The sequence below is a fragment of the Pseudomonas sp. NPDC089392 genome (assembly GCF_044749595.1).
In the GTDB taxonomy this organism is placed as follows: Bacteria; Pseudomonadota; Gammaproteobacteria; order Pseudomonadales; family Pseudomonadaceae; genus Aquipseudomonas.
Map to the genome: position 1 here is coordinate 12,469 of NZ_JBIVIF010000051.1, position 20,211 is coordinate 32,679.

General features: G+C 60.8%; 30 protein-coding genes and 1 pseudogene. 30 read left to right on the top strand and 1 reads right to left on the bottom strand.

Translation table 11 applies throughout. The features are described 5' to 3' along the window. Nucleotides 1-88: 88 nt before the first annotated feature. From ACIP1G_RS27940 to ACIP1G_RS27975, 8 genes are all read left to right on the top strand, one after another. The gene (locus ACIP1G_RS27940; RefSeq protein WP_400742925.1) at nucleotides 89-946 is read left to right on the top strand and encodes a replication protein; all 858 of its coding nucleotides are present in this window, start codon (nucleotides 89-91) and stop codon (nucleotides 944-946) included. Then, nucleotides 936-1,745, top strand: coding sequence for an ATP-binding protein (locus tag ACIP1G_RS27945; protein WP_400742928.1), 810 nt, complete (start codon nucleotides 936-938; stop codon nucleotides 1,743-1,745). The genes ACIP1G_RS27940 and ACIP1G_RS27945 overlap by 11 nt, the downstream gene beginning before the upstream one ends. A gap of 2 nt (nucleotides 1,746-1,747) precedes the next feature. Further along, on the top strand, nucleotides 1,748-2,044 hold the full coding sequence (locus ACIP1G_RS27950; RefSeq protein WP_400742931.1) for a DUF1364 domain-containing protein: 297 nt from the start codon (nucleotides 1,748-1,750) through the stop codon (nucleotides 2,042-2,044). A 160-nt stretch (nucleotides 2,045-2,204) separates the two neighbouring features. Next, nucleotides 2,205-2,618 carry a VRR-NUC domain-containing protein gene (locus ACIP1G_RS27955; RefSeq protein ID WP_400742934.1) on the top strand — a complete coding sequence of 138 codons (414 nt, stop codon included), beginning with the start codon at nucleotides 2,205-2,207 and terminating at the stop codon, nucleotides 2,616-2,618. Next, nucleotides 2,615-3,916, top strand: coding sequence for a tyrosine-type recombinase/integrase (locus tag ACIP1G_RS27960; protein ID WP_400742937.1), 1,302 nt, complete (start codon nucleotides 2,615-2,617; stop codon nucleotides 3,914-3,916). The genes ACIP1G_RS27955 and ACIP1G_RS27960 overlap by 4 nt, the downstream gene beginning before the upstream one ends. Continuing rightward, nucleotides 3,913-4,182, top strand: coding sequence for a hypothetical protein (locus tag ACIP1G_RS27965; RefSeq protein ID WP_400742940.1), 270 nt, complete (start codon nucleotides 3,913-3,915; stop codon nucleotides 4,180-4,182). The genes ACIP1G_RS27960 and ACIP1G_RS27965 overlap by 4 nt, the downstream gene beginning before the upstream one ends. Continuing rightward, nucleotides 4,179-4,496, top strand: a complete 318-nt coding sequence (locus tag ACIP1G_RS27970) for a hypothetical protein (protein WP_400742994.1) — start codon at nucleotides 4,179-4,181, stop codon at nucleotides 4,494-4,496. The genes ACIP1G_RS27965 and ACIP1G_RS27970 overlap by 4 nt, the downstream gene beginning before the upstream one ends. An 11-nt stretch (nucleotides 4,497-4,507) precedes the next feature. Beyond that, nucleotides 4,508-5,194 carry a hypothetical protein gene (locus tag ACIP1G_RS27975; RefSeq protein ID WP_003251001.1) on the top strand — a complete coding sequence of 229 codons (687 nt, stop codon included), beginning with the start codon at nucleotides 4,508-4,510 and terminating at the stop codon, nucleotides 5,192-5,194. Between the two features lie 106 nt (nucleotides 5,195-5,300). Here the strand turns inward: ACIP1G_RS27975 and ACIP1G_RS27980 are convergent, their stop codons facing one another. After that, nucleotides 5,301-5,498: a hypothetical protein gene (locus ACIP1G_RS27980; protein WP_003250998.1), complete on the bottom strand. Its 198-nt coding sequence runs from the start codon at nucleotides 5,496-5,498 to the stop codon at nucleotides 5,301-5,303. Nucleotides 5,499-5,635: 137 nt separating this feature from the next. Here ACIP1G_RS27980 and ACIP1G_RS27985 point away from each other — a divergent pair, with 137 nt between their 5' ends. From ACIP1G_RS27985 to ACIP1G_RS28090, 22 genes and pseudogenes are all read left to right on the top strand, one after another. Further along, a complete protein-coding gene (locus ACIP1G_RS27985; RefSeq protein WP_400742943.1) occupies nucleotides 5,636-5,959 on the top strand; it encodes a phage holin, lambda family in 324 nt (107 codons plus the stop codon). Nucleotides 5,960-5,962: 3 nt separating this feature from the next. Continuing rightward, entirely contained in the window at nucleotides 5,963-6,193 is a 231-nt protein-coding gene (locus ACIP1G_RS27990; protein ID WP_400742946.1) for a hypothetical protein, read from the top strand. Between the two features lie 61 nt (nucleotides 6,194-6,254). Continuing rightward, nucleotides 6,255-6,485 carry a hypothetical protein gene (locus ACIP1G_RS27995; RefSeq protein ID WP_400742948.1) on the top strand — a complete coding sequence of 77 codons (231 nt, stop codon included), beginning with the start codon at nucleotides 6,255-6,257 and terminating at the stop codon, nucleotides 6,483-6,485. A gap of 60 nt (nucleotides 6,486-6,545) precedes the next feature. Next, on the top strand, nucleotides 6,546-6,725 hold the full coding sequence (locus tag ACIP1G_RS28000) for a hypothetical protein (RefSeq protein WP_400742951.1): 180 nt from the start codon (nucleotides 6,546-6,548) through the stop codon (nucleotides 6,723-6,725). Between the two features lie 95 nt (nucleotides 6,726-6,820). Beyond that, a complete protein-coding gene (locus ACIP1G_RS28005; protein WP_400742954.1) occupies nucleotides 6,821-7,102 on the top strand; it encodes an HNH endonuclease in 282 nt (93 codons plus the stop codon). Nucleotides 7,103-7,355: 253 nt separating this feature from the next. Next, nucleotides 7,356-7,835 carry a phage terminase small subunit P27 family gene (locus tag ACIP1G_RS28010; RefSeq protein WP_108078152.1) on the top strand — a complete coding sequence of 160 codons (480 nt, stop codon included), beginning with the start codon at nucleotides 7,356-7,358 and terminating at the stop codon, nucleotides 7,833-7,835. Next, nucleotides 7,835-9,562 carry a terminase large subunit gene (locus ACIP1G_RS28015; RefSeq protein WP_400742957.1) on the top strand — a complete coding sequence of 576 codons (1,728 nt, stop codon included), beginning with the start codon at nucleotides 7,835-7,837 and terminating at the stop codon, nucleotides 9,560-9,562. Before ACIP1G_RS28010 ends, ACIP1G_RS28015 begins: the two co-directional genes overlap by 1 nt. Nucleotides 9,563-9,767: 205 nt before the next feature. Beyond that, nucleotides 9,768-10,964, top strand: coding sequence for a phage portal protein (locus tag ACIP1G_RS28020; RefSeq protein ID WP_400742958.1), 1,197 nt, complete (start codon nucleotides 9,768-9,770; stop codon nucleotides 10,962-10,964). Then, nucleotides 10,957-11,604, top strand: coding sequence for an HK97 family phage prohead protease (locus ACIP1G_RS28025; RefSeq protein WP_400742961.1), 648 nt, complete (start codon nucleotides 10,957-10,959; stop codon nucleotides 11,602-11,604). The genes ACIP1G_RS28020 and ACIP1G_RS28025 overlap by 8 nt, the downstream gene beginning before the upstream one ends. A gap of 10 nt (nucleotides 11,605-11,614) precedes the next feature. Continuing rightward, complete coding sequence (locus tag ACIP1G_RS28030) at nucleotides 11,615-12,817, top strand: phage major capsid protein (RefSeq protein ID WP_400742963.1); 1,203 nt, start codon at nucleotides 11,615-11,617, stop codon at nucleotides 12,815-12,817. Nucleotides 12,818-12,857: 40 nt separating this feature from the next. Continuing rightward, entirely contained in the window at nucleotides 12,858-13,283 is a 426-nt protein-coding gene (locus ACIP1G_RS28035) for a HeH/LEM domain-containing protein (protein WP_400742966.1), read from the top strand. After that, nucleotides 13,276-13,593 (top strand): head-tail connector protein, encoded by a 318-nt coding sequence (locus ACIP1G_RS28040; RefSeq protein WP_400742968.1) that lies wholly within the window; start codon nucleotides 13,276-13,278, stop codon nucleotides 13,591-13,593. The genes ACIP1G_RS28035 and ACIP1G_RS28040 overlap by 8 nt, the downstream gene beginning before the upstream one ends. Next, nucleotides 13,590-13,928: a phage head closure protein gene (locus tag ACIP1G_RS28045; protein ID WP_400742971.1), complete on the top strand. Its 339-nt coding sequence runs from the start codon at nucleotides 13,590-13,592 to the stop codon at nucleotides 13,926-13,928. The genes ACIP1G_RS28040 and ACIP1G_RS28045 overlap by 4 nt, the downstream gene beginning before the upstream one ends. Then, entirely contained in the window at nucleotides 13,921-14,406 is a 486-nt protein-coding gene (locus ACIP1G_RS28050; protein ID WP_400742973.1) for an HK97-gp10 family putative phage morphogenesis protein, read from the top strand. The genes ACIP1G_RS28045 and ACIP1G_RS28050 overlap by 8 nt, the downstream gene beginning before the upstream one ends. Beyond that, nucleotides 14,403-14,771 (top strand): DUF3168 domain-containing protein, encoded by a 369-nt coding sequence (locus tag ACIP1G_RS28055; protein WP_274139305.1) that lies wholly within the window; start codon nucleotides 14,403-14,405, stop codon nucleotides 14,769-14,771. The genes ACIP1G_RS28050 and ACIP1G_RS28055 overlap by 4 nt, the downstream gene beginning before the upstream one ends. Nucleotides 14,772-14,834: 63 nt before the next feature. Next, nucleotides 14,835-15,176, top strand: a pseudogene (locus tag ACIP1G_RS28060) (phage tail tube protein); the annotation flags it as partial. A gap of 120 nt (nucleotides 15,177-15,296) precedes the next feature. Beyond that, on the top strand, nucleotides 15,297-15,569 hold the full coding sequence (locus tag ACIP1G_RS28065) for a phage tail tube protein (protein ID WP_274139337.1): 273 nt from the start codon (nucleotides 15,297-15,299) through the stop codon (nucleotides 15,567-15,569). An 8-nt stretch (nucleotides 15,570-15,577) separates the two neighbouring features. Next, entirely contained in the window at nucleotides 15,578-15,994 is a 417-nt protein-coding gene (locus ACIP1G_RS28070) for a phage tail assembly chaperone family protein, TAC (protein ID WP_392510431.1), read from the top strand. A gap of 295 nt (nucleotides 15,995-16,289) precedes the next feature. Further along, nucleotides 16,290-18,845: a phage tail tape measure protein gene (locus tag ACIP1G_RS28075; protein ID WP_400742977.1), complete on the top strand. Its 2,556-nt coding sequence runs from the start codon at nucleotides 16,290-16,292 to the stop codon at nucleotides 18,843-18,845. 3 nt (nucleotides 18,846-18,848) lie between these two features. Beyond that, nucleotides 18,849-19,307 (top strand): transposase, encoded by a 459-nt coding sequence (locus ACIP1G_RS28080; RefSeq protein ID WP_274139308.1) that lies wholly within the window; start codon nucleotides 18,849-18,851, stop codon nucleotides 19,305-19,307. Then, entirely contained in the window at nucleotides 19,304-19,783 is a 480-nt protein-coding gene (locus ACIP1G_RS28085) for a DUF1833 family protein (RefSeq protein ID WP_274139309.1), read from the top strand. The genes ACIP1G_RS28080 and ACIP1G_RS28085 overlap by 4 nt, the downstream gene beginning before the upstream one ends. A 2-nt stretch (nucleotides 19,784-19,785) precedes the next feature. Continuing rightward, on the top strand, nucleotides 19,786-20,193 hold the full coding sequence (locus ACIP1G_RS28090; protein WP_400742980.1) for a hypothetical protein: 408 nt from the start codon (nucleotides 19,786-19,788) through the stop codon (nucleotides 20,191-20,193). Nucleotides 20,194-20,211: the final 18 nt, after the last annotated feature.

The following is a 20,211-nucleotide window of genomic DNA, read 5'->3' on the forward strand; positions in this document are numbered from 1 at the left end:
CTGTTCAGGCATCCAGTAGCCGATCAGCAGACGAAAAAAAACCGCCTGGCAGGGCGGCTTTCTCTACAGCTTCATAACGGGTTAAAGCATGACAAACATAGTCCCACTTGACAAGTCCAGGGGGTTCACCCGGATGGACAACCAGCTCATGGATGGCCTGCTGGCTATCGATCTCCCTGCTCGGGAGATGAAGATTGTGCTGTACGTGGCCAAGGCCACCATCAACTTCGGGGCGGGCGCTCAACGCATCCCGGCTACCGACATCGCGAAAGCCATCCACGCTCACCCTGACACCGTGTCGAAAGCGATCTCCAGCCTGTTGCGTCGTCGCGTGCTGTTCCGCGAAGGCGGTGCTCGAGGTGACATCGGCGTGAACGACCCCAAAGACTGGGCCTACGTCACTGAGCCGAAACAGACCAAAACAGCCGACTCGGCTCAAGTGGTCCGAATCGGCGAAGAGTCGAAACAGACCAAAACAGCCGACTCCCTTCTTTATTCTAAGAATCTAACCCCCTATGTAAATCTTCCTACGGAAGATATTACATGCCCCCCCAGCGACGAAGAGACGGCCCCAGCCAAGGTTGACCGCAAGGCGCCATTCGGGAAGGCCGCCATGCTGGCCGACAACCCGCACGACCTGGATGAGTCGCTGATCGCTGACTACCTGGTTGTCCGGAAGGCCGCCAAGGCCCCGGTGACTGCCCGTATCTGGTCCGCCCTGAACACCAAGCTGGAGCAGTGCAAGGCATTCGGTATCCAGCCAGCACAGGCCCTGGAGATCGCCGTCGAGAACGGATGGCGCGGCTTCGAGGTGGATTGGGTGACCAAGCGTATCGCCGCCCAGATTCCTGCCAAAGCTAACCCCAACAGCCGCCACCACGGTTTCAGTGACCGCGACTACACCGGCGGCCTGACCGAGCGCGAGGACGGTACCTATGCGATCTGAATCGGTGATCACCATGTCCGAGGTGCGAAACGCTGCCGGCTTCCGCGTCCAGCCTGCGCACTGCGAGCATCACGGCGACTTCGAGCAGCGGGTGACCATGCTCATGGGCCGTGAAATCGTTGGCCGCTGCCCAGAGTGCGAAAAGGCGGGCATTGCCGAGCGCCAGGCCAAGCAGCAGGCCGAGGAAATCCGGCTGAAGCGCGAGGCCATGACCCGCAAGCTGGGTTCTGCGTTGATTCCAAAGCGCTTCGTCGATCGCACCCTGGCCAACTACCGCGCCGAGCACGAAGGCCAGCGCAAGGCCTTGGCCTACTGCACGCGATACGTGGCTGCGTTCGAGGAGATCGAGCGCACCGGGCGTTGCCTGATGCTGCTGGGCAAGGTCGGCACCGGCAAGACCCATCTGGGTGCCGCCATGGCAAACGAGCTGATGCGCAACACCCCGGCCACCGCCGTCTACCGGACGGTTGGCGCGATCCTGCAATCCATCCGGGCGACCTACGACCGCCACAGCGAGCAGTCCGAGGCCGACATCCTGGCCAGCCTGATCGAGCCGTCATTGCTGGTGCTGGACGAGGTCGGGGTCAGCAAGGAGCAGCCGAGCGAGTTCGAACTGACCACCCTGTTTTCGATCATCAACGGGCGCTACGAGCAGATGCGCCCCACGGTGGTGATCTCCAACCTGGAGGCCGGCCAATTGCGCCACGCCATGGGCGAGCGGTGCTACGACCGCCTGCGCGAGGGCGGTGGGGTGGTGGTGCCCTTCGAGTGGGAATCTCACCGCGGCAAGGAGTCCTGACCATGCGGCAGACGAAGTTGACCAAGGCCGCGCGCGGCCGGGAGTGCCAGGTGCGCATTCCCGGCGTGTGCAACGGCAACCCCGAGACCACCGTCCTTGCGCACTACCGCCTGGCGGGCACCTGCGGCGTCGGCAAGAAACCGCACGACCTGCAAGGCGCCTGGTCCTGCAGCGATTGCCACGACGCCTGTGACGGTCGCAGTCGGGCAGTGGATCGCGCCACCGCGCGCCAGTACCACGCCGAGGGCGTGATGCGCACCCAGGCCATCCTGATCAGCGAGGGGGTGCTGGTCGCATGACTATCGAAATTCTAAAGGCTTGCGCGCCAGTCTTATTTTTACTGGTCGCATGTCTGGCTATTCGAGCGGCAGGCCGACGTCGGCAGGCCTATTACGACGATGCCAGGCGCCGTTTTCGCGATCATCGCGAGCAGGTAGAGCGTGATGCGAGGAAGCGCCTGTGAAGCCCTTTGTTGCCAAGCCGGCCCGCGCCAAGCCAGTCGACCGTGAAGGGCAGGAGCAGGCTGCGTTGATGCGGGAAATCCAGCTGCGCCGCCCCGATGTGTACGAGCTGATCTATCACGTCCCAAACGGTGGGCATCGCGTGAAAGCGGTAGCGGCGAAGCTCAAGGCCCAGGGCGTGAAGGCCGGTATTCCCGACCTGGTCCTGCCGATGGCGCGCGGCGGGTACTTCGGCCTGTACATCGAGTTCAAGGCGACCATTGACCCAGCGCCTGTTTCGTCGAGCCAGCAGGCCTGCATCAAGCGCCTGAACGCCCAAGGCTATCTGGCCGTGGTGTGCCGTGGGCATTTCGATGCCATGGAGTGCCTGCGGGCGTACTTGGCCCTGCCAAAAACGGAGGTCGCCGCGTGAGCAAAACCCTACTGACTACCTTCTCCGACGCCGAAATCAAGCGGCAGGCTTCGGCCGGCACTGCTCGCGACCTGCGAGATGCGCGTTTTCCAGGCGTGTACTTCCGGTTCGGCCAGCGCCGCGAGCGCGGCACCTGGTACCTTGTCACCGGCTCCAAGTGGAGCAAGATCGCCGGTTATCCCGAGCTGCCAGTGAAGAACCTGATCAGCGCCTTGCCCGGTATCCGCGAGCGCTTGGCCGTCGACCCCGAAGCATCGACTGCCGCTGGCACCCTGCACACCGTGGGGCAAGTGCTTGATTGGTTTGCTGAGCGCCACGCTCGTGACCGCAGTCTGTCGGCCAAGCGCAAAGCCACCGCCGCCTCGGCGATCAGCTGCCACCTGAAGCCGCGCCTGGAGGGCCTGGCCGTGGCCGAGGTGTCCCGCTCGACACTGGACAAGTTGCTGATGTGGCCGGCCCAAGCCGAGGTGTCGCTTTCCTATGTGCGCCTGATGTGGGGCGTTCTGGTTGTGGCCTTTCGCCAGGCCGCCAAGTTGCGACTGATCACCAGCAATCCGATCGCGGGATTCAAGTTCACTGACTTCACCACTGCCCGAGTGGTGCCCAAGGCAGCCCGGCTGCGCGCGGTCCAGCTGGGAGAGGTGCTCGAGCAGTTGCGCGCTCGGTTTGATGAGTCGCCCGTGGACTGCACTCTGGCACTGCTGATGCTTTGCCATGGCACGCGGGTCGGCGAAACCCGGCAGGCGCGCTGGGCTCACCTGACCCAAGGCGCACAGGCCGAGTGGTTCATCCCGGCCGAGAACACCAAAACCCGCTGCGAGCACCGGCTACCGCTGACTCGTCAGGCCCTGGCGTTGCTGGAGCGGTATCGAGCCTGGCAGCAGGGCAGGGGCTACCAGGGTGCGTTCATCTTCCCGGCCAAGAACGGTCGACCCATGACCGAGAGCCAGGCCTGCGCCGTGTTCACCCGCTTGGGCCAGGGCGAATGGACCAGCCACGACCTGCGCAAGGTGGCCCGTACTGGGTGGACTGACCTCGGAGTGGACTACCTCATCGGCGAGATGCTGGTTAACCACACCCTGACCCGCAACGTGCAGACCTACATCCACACCTCCGCCGAGCAGCTGAAGCGTGATGCCCTGGAGAAGTGGCACGCGTGGCTTGATAGCAAGGGCTTCGCCGCCATTCACGGCTCGACAGAGGCAGGAATCGCAATTTCGCATATTACTCCCGAGGCCAATGGCGGCGCGGCCTGCGGGGCAAATTCGGAATCCGTAAAAAGCGAGGATTCGAAATGAACAACGGCGACAAGGTGCGCTCCGACCTTCCTTCGGTGCTCAAGCAGTCGATCACCGACCATCCTGGCTATCCGGACTTCGCTGCGTGGTGCGAGAGCCAGCTGATTCACCCTTACCCGATCTATTTCCTGATCTGGCAGGCCTCTCGCGAATCGCTGCGCATCAGGAACCCTTTCGAACTGATCATGGGTGACCCTGATGGGCAGTGGGCGCACGAGGTGGCTGAAAAGTCGCTGCGCGACCAAGGGCTGAAGGTGGTCGGCTGATGAAGAAGCACGGCCCAGCCTTCAAGAAGGCCGTGATTGAGCTGGATAAGTGCCCTTTGTGCCGTGGGAGAGCGGTCACTCAGGGTGTGTTTCACGAACTGCCATGCGACCACTGCAACGCCTCGGGCTTTGTGGCGGCCGCAACCGGCGAGGCTCTGCCCCTGGAGGAACTGGTTACCCAGCTCAGCATGAGACTCCGGGCAGCGCTCCGGCAGATCGAGCAGTTGAAGAACCCTCAGGCATCCGGGCCTGAGGCGGCATATCAGGGAAGCAACCGGCGCGGCGCCGGCGGCACCAACTACACCGGTGATTGAGGGGGAAGGACATGATCTACAACAGCGTATCGGGTGCAGTAGTTGCCGCTCTGGCGGCAGGAGAGAAAGGCGCTGCGAAAGGCCAGGCATGGCAGAAGCTCTACAAGTCGGCGGAAGAGGAGGGCGGCTGCCTGGCTTCGCTGGGGGGCCATTCAGGCGGCTTTGATCGGGCTCAGGTTGATTACTGGCTGGCTGCGCGCCTCCACCACCTGCTCATTCCCCGCCACTGGAACGCCCTTAATGCGAAGTACGCCACCAACAAGGCAAAGCGGCTGCAGGGGATCACGGCCATCGCGCCGCTGATTGCCAGCCCTGCGCCTCAGCTGTTCATCTACAAGGCCGTGACCACTTGGGCGATCCCGAAGCTCAAGGGCGCACGCCGCAAGGGGCCTCGCTCGGTTGCGGTTGATATCCCGCTGGATGCGCCTGAATGGCGCCGCGAGAACTTGGTCAACGCTGCCTTGGCCGCTGGCCAGGCAGAACGCAAAAAGGCAGAGGCGCTGGCCGAGGATCTCATCATTCTTCCGGACAGCTTTTACGACATGAACACCTGGGATCTGGATGCCACATCGGAGCCTACGCGCTACCGCTGGCGTTCCGGGATCAAGGAGAAGCTGGACGGCATGATCAACGATTCCTTGGCAGAGGTCCGGACGATTCTTGAGGCGGAAGGCCTTCTGATCAAAGACGCCGCTTAATTGCCTATTGACAGCAGTGAGAGAGTGAGAGAAATTAACGCCATCCTGTCATTCCTGCGCACGTTGAGGACTGACGATAAAAACCCGGCCCGAGAGCCGGGTTTTTTTATGGCCGGTACCCCTTCAGCGCGTCCAAAGATTTCGAGACATTCGCAGTCGATCGCGCTTTATACGCATCGCGAATTTTCTCTTGCGCCTCTTCGATGGCTTCGATGCCGGAAAGGCAGTCGTCCAAGTCGAACTTGATGGTTCCGTTTGCTACCAAGGCCATCGCGATGTGCCAAGATTTTTCTTTTAATTCCATGGGCGTGTCTCCTATTAATGGGAGGCAGATTCTAGCCCGCGTGGGAAGGAAGGGAAACGCCATAAATCACCGTCCAAGGGCCTCAGCAAGTGCTGGGGCTTTTTCGTATTCAGCTCCCCGCAACGGGAGGAACCGAGATGCCAAACATGCCCGAGAAGGATCCTGGCCTGTGGGCCGCTGTGCTCACCTGGGTGCTGGCCCATCAGCCTCAGCTGTATGCGGCTGGCTTGTCAGTCGCCATCGCCGTCCTCCGGGTGATTTATGGCGGTGGCACCCGCCGTCAGATGTTCTTGGAGGGCGCGCTGTGCGGCCTCATCACCCTGGCCCTGGTGCCTCTGCTCGAATGGATGGGCTTGCCGCAGGGCATGGCCACCTTCGTGGGCGGTATGGTCGGGTTCATGGGTGTTGAGAAGCTTCGAGGCTACTCCGACCTGTTCTTGTCTCGTAAGGCGCAGGGGTGATCAATGAATCGAAACCAGATTGCCACCGCCTACAGCCTGTTCTTCAAGCGTGACCAGGTGCAACGGCGCTTGGATACGGTGCTGAGTGGATCCGGGGTTGCATTGATGGTGACCGGTGATTATCAGGAGCCGGCTGTGCTGGCTGCTGTTGTTGATCCACTTGCAGATCACTTCCGGAAAGAGCTCGAGCACATTGATGCTCAGCTCAAGTTGATGGGGTGGAGCGGCGAGTAACTCAGCCGCGCCCCAAAGCCTAGATGCGCCGTTTCGTGGCGCGCCCACATGAGGATTCACCATGGACAACCAGCACAAGAAGATCACCGGCTACCGCGACCTCACTCAGAGTGAGATCGACGGCATGAACTCCATCAAGTCTCTGGAGGCCGATGCAGGCGAACTGTTCAAGCAGATCGGCCAGATCGAAGGCGTGGACCAGCGCACCCTGGCCCTGGCCAAGACCAACCTGCAGCAGGGCTTCATGTGGTTCGTACGCTCGATTGCCAAGCCCGCTGACCCCTTCGCCTAATGGCCTGCGGTGGGTGCGCCCAGCGGCGCGAGTGGATCAACAAGTGGATGAGGGTAGCCCGTGAACGAGCAAGCAATCTCTTTGCTCCAGCAGATCCTGGATCAGCAGCAGAAGCAGACCAGCCTTCTCGAACAGATCGCGACCCAGAACCTGGCGTTGATCGAAGTCCTGGCGGATGAAGGTGGAGTAGATCCTGATGCGCCGCCCCAGACTTACCTGAGTGGTGCGCCATGCCGTTGAGACCTCAGCGGCCATGCCGGGCCCAAGGCTGTCGAACCCTGCACCGGAATGCCAATGGCTACTGCGATGACCATGCTGACAAGGTCAAGAGCTACGTGCGTGAGAAGCCGCGAGAGAGCTCAACGGCGCGCGGCTATGGCTACAAGTGGCAGCAAGCCCGCGCTGGATATCTTGCTAAGCACCCGCTGTGCGTCAAGTGCCAGGCCCGCGGCCTTGTGGTGATAGCCACAGATGTCGACCACATCCAGGCGCACAAGGGCGACATGACTCTGTTCTGGGATCGGAACAATTGGCAGGCGCTATGCGCGCCGTGCCACTCCGCCAAGACCGCATCTGAAGACGGCGGGTTCGGCAATGCCCGGCGCGAGATCTTATAGCGCTATAAAAATCTTGTTTTTCTAAGATTTTTTTCATGACGAGGGCTGTAGCGACCCTCGATCTCAGGGTGATGCACCGGTTTGGTGCCAATTCGCAGTCGAGTTATGAGAAATCGGCCAGAAACGGCGTAAATGAGACGAATTCTCGGCTATGGGGAGGGGGAGGGTCAAAAGTTCAGGCCCTTTCGTTTCTAGACCGCGCCCTCAGTCATTTTTTTACACCCGCGAAATATAAAGTTTAGTGGAGGCGCCGATGCCAGGGGTTGCCGGGCGCTCCGGCCGTCGCCCAAAACCCACGGCCCAGAAGGCGTTGGCCGGCAACCCCGGCAAGCGCAAGCTGAACAAGGACGAACCAGATTTTGCCCTCGTGACCAACGTCGACGCGCCCGAATGGCTGTGCGAACACGCCACCCGGGTATGGGAAATGCTGGTTCCGGAACTGCTCCGGGCAAAGGTTCTTGCCCTGACCGACATGCACAACGTCGAGGCGTTCTGCTCTGCTTACGGCAACTGGCGAAGGGCACAAGAATCGGTTATCGCCCACGGCATCGTGGTGGCAGGAGCCACTGGCGGGCCGGTGAAAAATCCGGCGCTCACTGCAGCTAACGAAGCTATGCGCCAGATGGTCACCTTCGGTTCGATGCTGGGCCTGGACCCGGCCAGCCGCACGCGGATCATCGGCGGCAACAAGCAGAAATCCACCAACGAGTTCGCAGCCCTACTGAGTTCCTGATGGCCAGAGCCAAGTACACCAACGTCGACAAGGCGATGGCGTGGGCGAAGTCCGTCCTGAAGGGAAAGTTTCCCGCTTGCCGCTTCATCCACCAGGCGATCGAGCGCCACTTCGATGATGTAGCGTCCAGCCGCTCGAAGGACTACCCGTACAAGTTCGACCCGGCCAAGGCCGAGAAAAAGCTGCGCCTCATGCAGCTGCTGCCCCACACCAAGGGTGAATGGGCGTTCAAGCGGCAGCTGATAACGCTCGAGCCGTGGCAGCTTTTCGGCTTGGCCTGCACGTTTGGCTGGGTCAGGAAGAAGGGCGGGTACCGGCGCTTTCGCGAGAGCTACTGGGAGGTGCCGCGCAAGAACGGAAAATCGGTGATCGCCGCTGGCGTCGGCATCAGCATGTTCACCGCCGACAACGAGTTCGGCGCTGAGGTCTACTCCGGTGCGACCACCGAGAAGCAGGCGTGGGAGGTGTTCCGGCCAGCAAGGCTGATGGTCAGCCGGTCGCCCATGCTGATCGAGGCGGCGGGGATCGAGGTCAACGCCTCGAACCTGAACATCCCGTCGAACGGCAGCCGATTCGAGCCGCTGATTGGCAACCCAGGTGATGGTGCGTCGCCGTCCTGCGCGATCATCGACGAATACCACGAGCACGACAGCGCGGCCCAATACGACACGATGCTCACCGGCATGGGCGCTCGCCGCCAGCCGTTGATGTTTATCATCACCACGGCCGGCGCGAACATCGAGGGGCCGTGCTACGACAAGCGCCGCCAGGTCATCGAGATGCTGAATGGCACCGTCCCTGACGACGAACTGTTCGGTTACATCTGGACCCTGGACGAGGGCGATGACTGGACCGATCCGAAGAACCTGGCCAAGGCCAACCCCTGCATGGGCGTGTCCGTGTTTCAGGAGTACCTGGAGAGCCAGCTGGCCCGGGCGATCCGCTCGGCGCGCTTCACCAACACTTTCAAGACCAAGCACTTGAACCTGTGGGTGAGCGCCAAGTCCGGCTTCTTCAACATGGAAAGCTGGAAGGCCTGCGAGGACAAGACGCTCACGCTTGAGCAGTTCGAGGGGCAAGAGTGGATGGCGGGGTTCGACTTGGCGCGAAAGCTCGACATGAACTCCAGGGCCAGGCTGTTCTGGCGAGAAATCGATGGGAAGGTCCATTACTACAGCGTGGCTCCGGCGTTCTGGGTTCCCGAGGACACCGCGAACGACGTGGACAACAAGCGCATGGCCGAGCGCTTCCAGGCTTGGGTCAATACCGGTCACCTGACCGCCACACCTGGCGCCGAAGTGGACTACCGCGAAATCCTCGAGGACACCAAGGAAGCCAACAAGCTGGCTCCGATCAGGGAGAGCCCGATCGACCCGCACGGCGCCACGGGCCTGAGCCATGACCTGGACGACGAGGGTTTCAACCCGATCACCATCACCCAGAACTACACCAACATGTCCGACGGCATGAAGGAGTTGGAGGCCGCAATCGAGGCGGGCCGTTTCCACCACGACGGCAATCCGATCATGACTTGGTGTATCGGCAACGTCATCGGCAAGAACCTGCCCGGCAACGATGACGTTGTGCGACCAATTAAGCAGGGCGAAGACAACAAGATCGACGGGGCAGTGGCGTTGATCATGACGGTTGGCCGGGTGCTGGCCAACGCAAACCCGGAGGAAACGCTCTCCGACCACATCTCCAAGCACGGAATCAGAACTCTATGACCTCTCACAACGAGGCGCCCCGCATAGGTGGGGCGTCCGCGCTCGCTCGCCTGCGCGAATCCTTGCCGGATGCGGTAGGCCTGGCTGGGTTTGCGCTGCTTGCACGGGGCCTGTGGATCGGCATGGGCGAGGCCGTGGCACTATCGGTGTGCGGCGTGATCCTCATGGCACTTTCGGCCTATGCCGTCGTGCGGGGAGGGCGCTGATGTTCAAGGCCCTTCTAGGAAGAAAAAGCAATCCGCTGATCATCGATACGCCTGAGAAACTGGCGCAGGCGCTTGGCTCCGGCTACGAAAGTGCATCAGGTCAGCGCGTGACCACGACCAGCGCCTTGCAGCAACTGGTGGTGTTCAACTGCGTTCGGGTCTTGGCGGAATCCATCGGCATGCTGCCCTGTCGGCTGTTCAAGCAAGAAGGGAAAAACCGACTGCCTGCCACAGCGCACCGCCTCTACCCCCTGCTGACGATGGCGCCGAATGGCTACATGACGGCACAGGAGTTCTGGGAGCTGCTGGTAGCCTGCCTGTGCCTACGCGGTAATTTCTATGCGTACAAGGTCAAGGCTCTAGGTAACGTCGTTGAGCTGCTTCCAATCAGCCCGGACCGCGTCCAGCCAAAGCTGAAGGACGATTGGTCTGTCGAGTACAACGTCACGTTCAACAGCGGGCAGGAGACGCTGACCCAGGACGAAATCTGGCACGTTCGGCTATTCACCCTCGATGGGCTCATCGGATTGAATCCGATCGCATATGCCCGTCAGGCTCTCGGCCTGGGTCAGGCCATGGACGCTCATGCGGCCAAGCTGTTCACGAACGGAGCTGTTGCTAGCGGCGTGCTTTCAACGACAGAGCAGCTCACCGAAGCAGCATTTGATCGGCTCAAAACCCAATTCCAGGGTGAGCACATGGGGGTGGCCAATGCCTACAAACCCATGATTCTGGAGATGGGGTTGGACTGGAAGCCAATCAGTCTAAATGCCCAGGACACCCAGTTCATCGAGTCCAAGCGCTTGACCAACGATCAGATCTGCGGCTTGTACCGCGTTCCGCCACACCTGGTCGCGAACATGGAGAAGATGACACTCAACAACGTCGAGCAGTTGGGCATGAGCTTCGTCAACTACTCGCTCGTGCCGTACCTGACCCGCATCGAGCACCGCATCCAGGTTGGGCTGTTGAACGAGAAAGACCGACTTATCCACTACGCCAAGTTCAACGCTGGCGCGCTGATGCGTGGCGACCTCAAGGGGCGTTACGACTCCTACGGCAAGGGAATCCAGTGGGGGATTCTCAGCCCCAACGACTGCCGGGAGCTGGAGGATCTGAATCCGCGCGAAGGCGGTGATATCTACCTGACCCCAATGAACATGACCACCAAGCCGGAGGGCGGCAACAGTGCTTAAGAAAATGCGTGTCCCTTTTGAGCTCAAGGCGCTTTCCGAGGCCGGTGAGTTCGAGGGGTATGGCTCCGTGTTCGGGGTCAAGGATCACGGCTCCGATATCGTCATGCCAGGAGCTTTCACTGACTCACTGATTGAGTGGCGGGGCAAGAACAAATTGCCTCCGGTTCTTTGGCAGCACAAGACGCATGAGCCAATCGGCCCTCATACCGACATGAAGGAGGACGACAAGGGCTTGTATGTGAAAGGCCAGCTGCTGATCGATGACGATCCTCTCGCTCGCCGCGCCTACGCCCACATGAAGGCCGGCAGCGTTACTGGGCTGTCGATCGGATACACGCTCGACGACTGGGAGTGGGACAGCGTCAAAGGCGCCTACCTGCTCAAAAAGATCACCCTTTGGGAGGTGTCGGTGGTCACGTTCGCCATGAACGAGGCGGCCTACGTCACCGATGTGAAATCTCTGCTGGAGCGCGGCGAAACCCCGCCACCCAGCAAAGTGGAGCGGGCCCTGCGCGAGGTAGGGTTTTCCGGCTCACAAGCCAAGGCCTTCATGGCCAAGGGCTACGGCGCAGTGTCACCGCGAGAGGCGGGTGCCGACGAAGCACTTCAATCCCTGAAATCCCTTTTGGAAAAAATGTAAGGAGCCTCTCATGGCTGTGGAAAAGAAAGACATCGAAGACGTCGCAGAAGCCCTGGGCAAGAAATTCGACGAGTTCAAGAAAACAAACGACAAGCGTATCGACGGCCTGGAAGAGGAGAAAGGCAAGCTCTCCGGTCAGGTCGACACCCTGAACGAGAAGCTGGGAGAGCTCGACGAACTCAAGTCGGCGCTCGAGAAGGAATTGGCCGACCTGAAGCGCCCTGACGGTAGCGGCACCAAGGCTGCTAGCGAACACAAGACTGCCTTCATGCAGTTCGTCCGCAAAGGGGTCGATTCCGGACTGGGTGACCTGCAGGCCAAGGCCTTGCAGATCGGCACCGATGCTGATGGTGGGTACGCTGTTCCTGAGGAGCTGGACCGCAGCATCATCGAGCTGCTGAAGGACACTTCCCCGATGCGCCAAGTGTGCAACCAGATCTCTGTTGGATCGCCGGATTACAAGCGCCTGGTCAGCCTAGGTGGTGCCGGCTCTGGCTGGGTCGGCGAAACTGACGCGCGCCCGGCTACTGGTACCCCGACTCTCGGTCAGGTCTCCGCTTTCATGGGCGAGATTTACGCCAATCCGCAGGCAACCCAGACCAGCTTGGACGACATCTTCTTCGACGCCGAAGGCTGGCTGAACAGTGAAGTCGCCCGCGAATTCGCCGAGCGTGAAGGCAATGCGTTCCTGCTGGGCAACGGCGACAAGAAGCCGAAGGGTATCCTGGCCTATGCGCTGAGCACGGCCAAAGACTCGACCCGCCCGTTCGGCACGCTGCAGAAGCTGATCACCGGCGCGGCGGGTGGTTTCACCGGCGACAACCTGATCGATTTGGTCCATTCACTGAAGGCCGGGTATCGAGCAAATGCCCGCTTCATGATGAACAACCTGACCGTGGCCTACGCGCGCAAGCTGAAGGACAGCGACGGCAACTACCTGTGGCGCCCTGGTCTGGAGCTCGGTCAGCCGTCGACCCTGTTGAGCTACGGCATCACTGAGAACGAGGACATGCCGGATGTCGCGGCCGACGCCAACGCAGTCACCTTTGGCGACTACAAGCGCGGCTACACCATCGTGGATCGCATCGGTACTCGCGTGCTGCGCGACCCTTACACCAACAAGCCGTTCGTTGGCTTCTACGCCACCAAGCGCGTTGGCGGCATGCTCGTCGACTCCCAGGCAATCAAGGTCATGACCCTGAGCGCTGCGTGATCCTGTGGGCGCCTGCGGGCGCCCATGCATCGGAGGATTTATGCCAATCATTATCGTGAAGAAGCCGTTCCCGTTCGCTGTGGACGGCAACCAGGTGGTTGAGGTTCAGGTCGGTGAGCAGGACGTGTCGGAGCGCTGCGCACTGGTGGCGGTCGATCACCTTGGCGTTGCCGAGTATCTCAATCGCCAGAGCGCGCCCGTGCTCCGTGAAGATGGCCCGACTGTTGCCGAATGGGTGGAAGCAGGCTATCTGGCGGCGAACTATCCACCGGATGGTTATGTCTCGCGCAGTTCGCAGGAGGAGATCGACGCGGCCATCGAGCAGCAGAAGGCAGCCGAGAACGAAACCGACCCGCTGAAAATGAGCGCTCCCAAGCTGAAGGAATGGCTAACCGCTCAAGGCATCGAGTTCGCGGCTGACGCGAAAAAGCCTGCGTTGCAGGCCCTGGTGCCGAAAAATGATTGACCTCGACACCGTGAAATCGCATCTGCGGGTTGACGGTGACGAGGAGGACAGCCTGATCCAGGGGTACACCGACGCTGCGTTCAGCACTTTCGAGCAGTGGACCAACCGCAAGCTGATCGCCGAGGGTGAGCCGCTACCTGATCCCGTTGGGAGCACGCTCGTTATCACCAAGGCAATTCGCCAGGGCGCGTTGTTGCTGGTCGGTCACTGGTACGCGGGGCGGGAAGCTGTAGTCACCGGAACTATCGCGACCGAGATGCCGATGGCCACCCAAGCTCTCTGGGGGCCTCACCGCTGGGTGAATCTATGAAAGCTGGTGACCTGAGGCACCGCGTTGAACTGCAGCATAAGGTCACATCTCGCGACCCTGATTCAGGCGAATACGGTGAGCCGGAGTGGCAGAAGCTGGTTGCGGTATGGGCTCAAGTCTCGCCCCTGTCAGCTCGCGACCTGATCGCCGCCCAGGCAGCCCAGTCGGAGGCCACAGCCCGGGTTGTCATTCGGTATCGGCCTGACGTGCTCTCCACCATGCGCATTGTTCATCGCGGCCAGATCTACAGCATCGAAGGGCCGCCCCTGGAGGACGACAAGTCTGGCCAGGAGTACCTGACCATCCTCGTATCGAAAGGGGTGAAAGATGGATGACGGCGTCGAGTTCAGCATCACCGGCTTGGATAGCCTGCTAGGGAAGCTGGACTCGGTCAGCTATGACGTTCGCCGAAAGGGTGGCCGGGCTGCGTTGCGCAAGGCTGCCCAAGTGGTCATGCAGAAGGCAAAGGACGGCGCCGAGCGGATCGACGACAAGGCAACCGGTCGCTCGATCTCGGACAACATCGCCCTGCGCTGGAACGGCAAGTTGTTCAAGCAGACTGGTGACCTCGGCTTCCGGATCGGTGTGCTGCACGGCGCCGTGCTCAAGGATGGCGGTGACCTCAGCCCGAACTCACCAACGCCGCACTGGCGCCTGATCGAGTTCGGTACCGAGAACATGGCAGCTGTTCCTTTCATGCGTCCAGCCCTGGCCAACAGCATCAGTGAGGTGACGGCCACCTTTGTCAGTGAATACGAAAAGGCTATCGACCGCGCCATCCGGCGCGCTGCGAAGAAGGCTGCATACTCATGACACCACCTATTTTTCAGATCTGCTCCCAGGCCACAGGCGTCACTGCGCTGCTCGGTGCTGGCGCGAATCTGCGGCTCTACTCATTTGGCGAGGCCCCGCAGGATGTGGCCAAGCCCTACGCAGTGTGGCAGCTGGTCAATGGAGAACCGGAGAACTACCTGGCCGGCCGGCCAGATGCTGACGGTGTAACGCTGCAGATCGACATTTACGGCACTACCGGCACTTCAGTGCGACAGGTGCGCGATGCCATACGAGACGCCATCGAGTTGCGTGCCTACGTCACCCGGTGGGGCGGCGAGGGTCGCGACCCAACCACAAAGAATTACCGAGCCAGCTTCGATGTGGACTGGATCGTCCACCGGTAGCTGATCAATACCCCAATAGCCCGCCCAGTGCGGGTTTTCTTTTGCCCGCAATTGGAGAAACCCATGGCGATTCTCGCTCAAGGCACCCAGATCTATGCCCTGGTGCCCAAGGTAGGTACCCCATCCCAGTTTGAAGTCATGGAAGTGGAGTGCGCGACCGCCTTCAACCCGGGCGGTAACCCTGCTGACCAAGTCGAGGTTACCTGCCTCAGCGACCGCGTTCGCAAGTACCTGCGCGGTCTGCGCACCCCAGGCCAGGCTTCGCTGACCCTGAACGTCGACCCGCGTAACGCCTCTCACGTGCGCCTCCACCAAATCTCGGAAGATGACTCGATCGAAAGCATCCGATGGGTTGTGGGCTGGTCGGACGGCACCGACATTGCTCCGACTGTTGGCGTTGCCGGCGCACTGGCTGCGATCGAGTTGACCAATGGCGGTACCGGCTATACCACGGCCCCGACCGTCGCGTTCTCGGGGGGTGGAGGCACTGGCGCCGCAGCAACCGCAATCATCGAGGATGGCAAGGTGGTCGGCTTCAACATCACCAATGCCGGCTCCGGCTACACCAGCGCGCCGAGCATCACCCTGACCGGTGGCGCTGGATCTGGCGCGGCGGCCTCCGCAGTCCTGGGCGATGCGGATGATTTCGTCCTGCCCCCGACCCGCACCTGGTTCCTGTTCGACGGCTACGTCTCCGACTTCCCGTTCGACTTCGCGGCCAACGCGGCGGTTACCACCGCGGCGACCATTCAACGTTCGGGCGGTTCTGCCTGGATCCGTAAAACCACCAGCGCCTGAGGCAAGTGATGAAGCTGACGCTCGATTCGTTGAAGAAAACCGGCTCGTTCACTGGCCGGCCCGTGGCAAAGGAAATCACTTGGCGGCAAGGCGACGAGACCTTTACCGCGACGGTGTATGTGCGTCCGTTGGGCTACCAGGCAGCGGTGAGCGATGTTCTGGCGGCTGGCGGCAAGCAAGACAACATTGCCGGCCGCATCGCCGCGGCCATCTGCGACGAGGAAGGCAACACTGTCTTCACTGTGCTCGACATCACCCATGGGCCGCTTGATCCGGTGGAGCTCGCCAAGGATCCAGATAGCACCAAGCGCCTGGGGGCCTTGGACGGCAATCTCACTGTCGCCCTGATGGTGGCGATCAATGAGGTGACCAACATGGGAAAGACACCGAGCTCAGCGACCTCGACGAGTTCTGGCACGAGTTAGTCCTATGCGGCGTCGGGGGCAGGACGATCGCCGAGGCGAAAGAGCGGATCAGCATCCACGAGTTTCGCTCCTGGATGAAGTACCGCAGCCGCCGCGGATCCCTGCACTTGGGAATGCGCTTCGAGCGTGGCACGGCTCTGTTGGCCACGCTTTACGCGAACACCCACACAAAGGACGGCGGCTACACCGTTTACGACTTTATGCCTCACGAGTCCGCGCCTGCGTTGACGCTTGAGGAGGCCATGAAGACATGGGCGTAGTCGAACTCTGAGCCAGCGATCAGCAGGAGAAAGGCATGGCAAGTAAATCGCTGGGTACGCTGACCCTGGACTTGATCGCCAAGATTGGCGGTTTCACAGGGCCGCTTGACCAGGCCAGCCGTGAATCGCAAAAGCGCATGGCTGAGATCAAGAAGTCGGCTGAGAACCTCGGCAAAGGCATCGGTACCGCCTTCGCCGCGGTGCCGGCCATTGTTGCTGGCCTGGTCACCAGTTCGGCCATGGCGGCGAAGGAAATCACCAACCTTTCGAACCTGGCAGGCCTCACCACCACCGAGTTCCAGCGTTACGCTGCCGGCGCTGCTTCAGTCGGAGTAGAGCAGGACAAGCTGTCCGACATCTTCAAGGACACCAACGACAAGATTGGCGACTTTCTGGCTACTGGTGGCGGCGAGCTCAAGAACTTCTTCGAGACCGTCGCGCCAAAGGTCGGCGTGACCGCTGAGCAGTTCCGCAACCTGAACAGCGCCGACGCGCTGCAGCTGTATGTGACCAGCCTGCAGAAGGCGAACGTGAGCCAGGCTCAAATGACCTTCTTCATGGAGGCGATCGCCGACGAAGCCACGGCTTTGGTGCCGCTCCTGGCTGATGGGGGCAAGAAGTTCAAGGAGTACGGGGATGCCGCGCAGCAGGCCGGCATGATCATGGACGAGCAGACCATCGGCGCTGCTCAGCAATTCAGCACAGAGCTTACGGTTATCGGCCAGTACGCCAATTCTGCGAAGACAGCCCTGGCGGCCGAGTTCATGCCGGTACTGGCCCAACTCGCAAAAGACCTTGCCGGCACCACGAAGGAGGCCGGCGGGCTTCGGAAAGTTGTTGGCGAATTCGCCAACGATTTCATTGAGGTGACCGCCGTTACTGCCAGCTTGGCTGACGGCATCGGCCGGACCTTCAAGGTGGTGGCCGCCGGTATTGTGAGTGGGTTCTCCACCACCATGGCCTATCTGCAGAGCATCGGCGCAACGGCCAACACTTTGCTCGGTGCTGTGACCTTCGGCGACATGTCGAAGGACTTCAAGGCCAACGCTGACAAACTGACAGCGGATGCCATTGACCATGCTCGCACAGCCAGCACCGTCATGGAGGAGGTTGCTGAGGCGTTCAACAAGCCTTGGTCTGGCGACACGATCCGCGCCTATGTGAAGGAAGCCCGAAAGGCTGCCTCCGAGCTTCCCAAGATCGTTCCACCTGGTGGGCAAGGCGCCGGCTTCGTCGGCCAAACGGACGAGCAGAAGGCAGCTCAGAAGGCGGCTGAAGCAGCAGCCAAGAAGCTGAATCAGTCCTTCGAGACCGCTGAGGAGAACCTGAAGCGGCAGATTACGCTGATCAATACCAGCACTGACGCCCGGAAAAACGCTACTGAGGTGGCAAAGCTGCAGTTCGAAATCGAATCTGGGAAGCTGGTCGGGATCAACGCCAAGCAGCAGGAGCGCCTGAACGGTTTAGCGGCTGAGCTTGACCGATTGCAGCAGCTAAAGAAGGCGAACGAGGACGCAGCGAAGGCCCAGGCCTTCGCCGATACGCTGTCTCAAGCGAACAGGACCGCCCGTGAAGGGTTCGACCTCGAGTTAGCGGGCGCTGGGAGCGGTGACAAGCTGAAGGAGCGGCTGAAGGCTGACCTGGCTATCCAGCAGGATTACCAGAGCCAGCTGGCGGACCTGCAGAAGCAGTACAACGGCGGCGATATCAGCGAGGAGCTATACAAGCAGGAAACCGAACTGCTGCGCCAGGCGCTTGAAGAGCGCATGGAGATCCAGCAGGACTATTACGCTCGGCAAGACGAGGCGCAGAACAATTGGCTGGACGGTGTCTCATCTGCCTGGGAGAACTACCGAGATGCCGCGGTAGATTACCAGCAGCAAGCCGCTGATTTCACGGCCAGCACTCTGGATACCATGACCAGTTCGGTTGGCGACGGCATAGCCTCGATGATCTTGGAGTCGCAGAGCCTGGGAGACGCTTTCGTCAATGTCGCTTCGACCATGGCCAATAGCATTATCAATGCCTTAGCGCAAATGGCCGCGGAATGGCTGGTTTATCAAGCGGTTCAGATGGTGGTAGGCAAAGCAACTCAAGCCAGCGCGGTGCCCACCTTGATTGCGAACGCTCAGGCCACGTCTTTCCAGGCTCAGCTGGCTGCGTTCGCAAGTACTGCGGCCATCCCAATTGTCGGTCCAGCGCTTGCGCCTGGCGCGGCATTTGCAGCCGCTGCGGCCACAGCGCCGATGGTCGCGGGCGTGGCCAGCGCAGCGCTGGCAGGTATGGCGCACGACGGTATCGATTCCATTCCGGAGGATGGCACCTGGTTCCTGCAGAAGGGCGAGCGTGTAACTACCGCCGAAACCAGCGCCAAGCTCGACAAAACCCTTGAGGACGTACGATCCAAGCAGGGCGGCAGTGGAACAGTGGTTAACCTGATCGGAGATCGCAGCAAGGCAGGATCCGTAGAGACCCGGACGCGCCCTGATGGCCGCGAGCAGGTCGACGTGTTTGTGGCAGATATCTGGGGCGGCGGTGAGCGGGCCCAAGCCATTGAAGAAGCCTATGGGCTGACAAGGCGAGGCAGTTGATCAATGGCTTCCATCGACTATCCGAAACAACTGCCGATTCCGCTACAGGATGGCTATGCACTTGACACTCAGGACCCGGTGTCCAGAACGCCCATGGTTACTGGTCGTGTCAGGTCACGGATCATGCACCGCAGCGTTCCGCTGTATGTCAATGCGACGCTGATTTTCAATGCGAAACAGAAGGCTTTCTTCGAGGCCTGGTATTCGAGGGTGCTTAATGAAGGCATTGAGTGGTTCAACTGCCCACTGCAGATCGACGGCACGGTCGAGATGCATGAAGTCCAGTTTGGTCAGATCTACAGCGGGCCGACCCTGGTGCAGCTGTCATTCTGGCGTTATTCGTTCCGGCTGATGCTGAAGCGTAAGCCGCTTATTCCAGAAGGATGGGAGTTGTTCCCGGAGCTCTGGTTCGGGATGAATATCATCGACCTGGCCGTGAACAAGGAGTGGCCTGAAGTATGAGCCTGATCGAGGAGTGCTACGCCTCGGGCAGGGGTGAATTGGTCGTTACCGTAGAGGGTCGCGAGGAGGGAAGCCCCACCTCGCACCTTTATTGCTCTGGCTACGAGGATCGGATCTGCACAACAGAGGATGGTCGCACACTCCTGTTTATCGCCATGGCAATGGATCTGGCTCTGCCCCGGAACGACAACAGCGCGTTTCAGAGTCTGGTTCTCGGCCTGGACAATGTCACTGGAGAGGTGCAGGAAGTCGTCGAGGCCGCCAAGGCGGCTGACAATCGCTTCATCATCACCGTCCGCATCTACCTGGCTGAAGATCTCTCATTCCCGCAAGAGCGTTATCGCATGACGCTGCTGAGCCGTGAATACGACGGCGGAGTGGCAAAACTAACCGCCGGATTCTTCGACCTGCTCAACACCAACGGTCTGCGCACCATCCTGACCACCACGCTGGCACCTGGCCTGAAGTACGTCTGACTATGATCGAAAAATTTATGCGCGCCCCGTATCGCGAGGGTGCACGGGGTCCTATTGCCTTTGATTGCTGGGGGCTGTGCAGGGCGATCCGTCACGACCTATTTGGCCTGCCATGGCTCCCGTCCTTGGGGGCGGTTGGAAAGGACAAGATCCGCGAAAACACCAAGGCTTACCGCAGCCTCCGCAGCGCAATGGAGGAGTGCCCTCCTGAGCCGGGTGCCATTGCTGCGGTGCTGCGAGGAACAGCGCTTCTGCATGTTGGCACGGTCCTGGTGAGCGAAGGACGGCTGAAGGTGCTGGACACAAATCCCGGAGGCGCCTGCCTCCGGACAACCGGCGAGTTTGAAGCCGCTCACCCTAAGGTGGTGTATTACCGTGACCGTCGAGTTCTATCCGAACAAGCTTTCTGATACGGCGCCGATCTGCAC

Excerpts from the sequence above, each read along its gene's own strand:
- ACIP1G_RS28030 (WP_400742963.1), top strand. The coding sequence starts at position 11,615 with ATGGCTGTGGAAAAGAAAGACATCGAAGACGTCGCAGAAGCCCTGGGC.
- ACIP1G_RS28045 (WP_400742971.1), top strand. The coding sequence starts at position 13,590 with ATGAAAGCTGGTGACCTGAGGCACCGCGTTGAACTGCAGCATAAGGTC.
- ACIP1G_RS27940 (WP_400742925.1), top strand. The coding sequence starts at position 89 with ATGACAAACATAGTCCCACTTGACAAGTCCAGGGGGTTCACCCGGATG.
- ACIP1G_RS27945 (WP_400742928.1), top strand. The coding sequence starts at position 936 with ATGCGATCTGAATCGGTGATCACCATGTCCGAGGTGCGAAACGCTGCC.
- ACIP1G_RS27965 (WP_400742940.1), top strand. The coding sequence starts at position 3,913 with ATGAACAACGGCGACAAGGTGCGCTCCGACCTTCCTTCGGTGCTCAAG.
- ACIP1G_RS27950 (WP_400742931.1), top strand. The coding sequence starts at position 1,748 with ATGCGGCAGACGAAGTTGACCAAGGCCGCGCGCGGCCGGGAGTGCCAG.
- ACIP1G_RS28070 (WP_392510431.1), top strand. The coding sequence starts at position 15,578 with ATGAAGCTGACGCTCGATTCGTTGAAGAAAACCGGCTCGTTCACTGGC.
- ACIP1G_RS28040 (WP_400742968.1), top strand. The coding sequence starts at position 13,276 with ATGATTGACCTCGACACCGTGAAATCGCATCTGCGGGTTGACGGTGAC.
- ACIP1G_RS27975 (WP_003251001.1), top strand. The coding sequence starts at position 4,508 with ATGATCTACAACAGCGTATCGGGTGCAGTAGTTGCCGCTCTGGCGGCA.
- ACIP1G_RS28085 (WP_274139309.1), top strand. The coding sequence starts at position 19,304 with ATGAGCCTGATCGAGGAGTGCTACGCCTCGGGCAGGGGTGAATTGGTC.
- ACIP1G_RS28010 (WP_108078152.1), top strand. The coding sequence starts at position 7,356 with ATGCCAGGGGTTGCCGGGCGCTCCGGCCGTCGCCCAAAACCCACGGCC.
- ACIP1G_RS28035 (WP_400742966.1), top strand. The coding sequence starts at position 12,858 with ATGCCAATCATTATCGTGAAGAAGCCGTTCCCGTTCGCTGTGGACGGC.
- ACIP1G_RS27990 (WP_400742946.1), top strand. The coding sequence starts at position 5,963 with ATGAATCGAAACCAGATTGCCACCGCCTACAGCCTGTTCTTCAAGCGT.
- ACIP1G_RS28050 (WP_400742973.1), top strand. The coding sequence starts at position 13,921 with ATGGATGACGGCGTCGAGTTCAGCATCACCGGCTTGGATAGCCTGCTA.
- ACIP1G_RS27995 (WP_400742948.1), top strand. The coding sequence starts at position 6,255 with ATGGACAACCAGCACAAGAAGATCACCGGCTACCGCGACCTCACTCAG.
- ACIP1G_RS28075 (WP_400742977.1), top strand. The coding sequence starts at position 16,290 with ATGGCAAGTAAATCGCTGGGTACGCTGACCCTGGACTTGATCGCCAAG.
- ACIP1G_RS28020 (WP_400742958.1), top strand. The coding sequence starts at position 9,768 with ATGTTCAAGGCCCTTCTAGGAAGAAAAAGCAATCCGCTGATCATCGAT.
- ACIP1G_RS27980 (WP_003250998.1), bottom strand. The coding sequence starts at position 5,498 with ATGGAATTAAAAGAAAAATCTTGGCACATCGCGATGGCCTTGGTAGCA.
- ACIP1G_RS28090 (WP_400742980.1), top strand. The coding sequence starts at position 19,786 with ATGATCGAAAAATTTATGCGCGCCCCGTATCGCGAGGGTGCACGGGGT.
- ACIP1G_RS28055 (WP_274139305.1), top strand. The coding sequence starts at position 14,403 with ATGACACCACCTATTTTTCAGATCTGCTCCCAGGCCACAGGCGTCACT.
- ACIP1G_RS28015 (WP_400742957.1), top strand. The coding sequence starts at position 7,835 with ATGGCCAGAGCCAAGTACACCAACGTCGACAAGGCGATGGCGTGGGCG.
- ACIP1G_RS27985 (WP_400742943.1), top strand. The coding sequence starts at position 5,636 with ATGCCAAACATGCCCGAGAAGGATCCTGGCCTGTGGGCCGCTGTGCTC.
- ACIP1G_RS28080 (WP_274139308.1), top strand. The coding sequence starts at position 18,849 with ATGGCTTCCATCGACTATCCGAAACAACTGCCGATTCCGCTACAGGAT.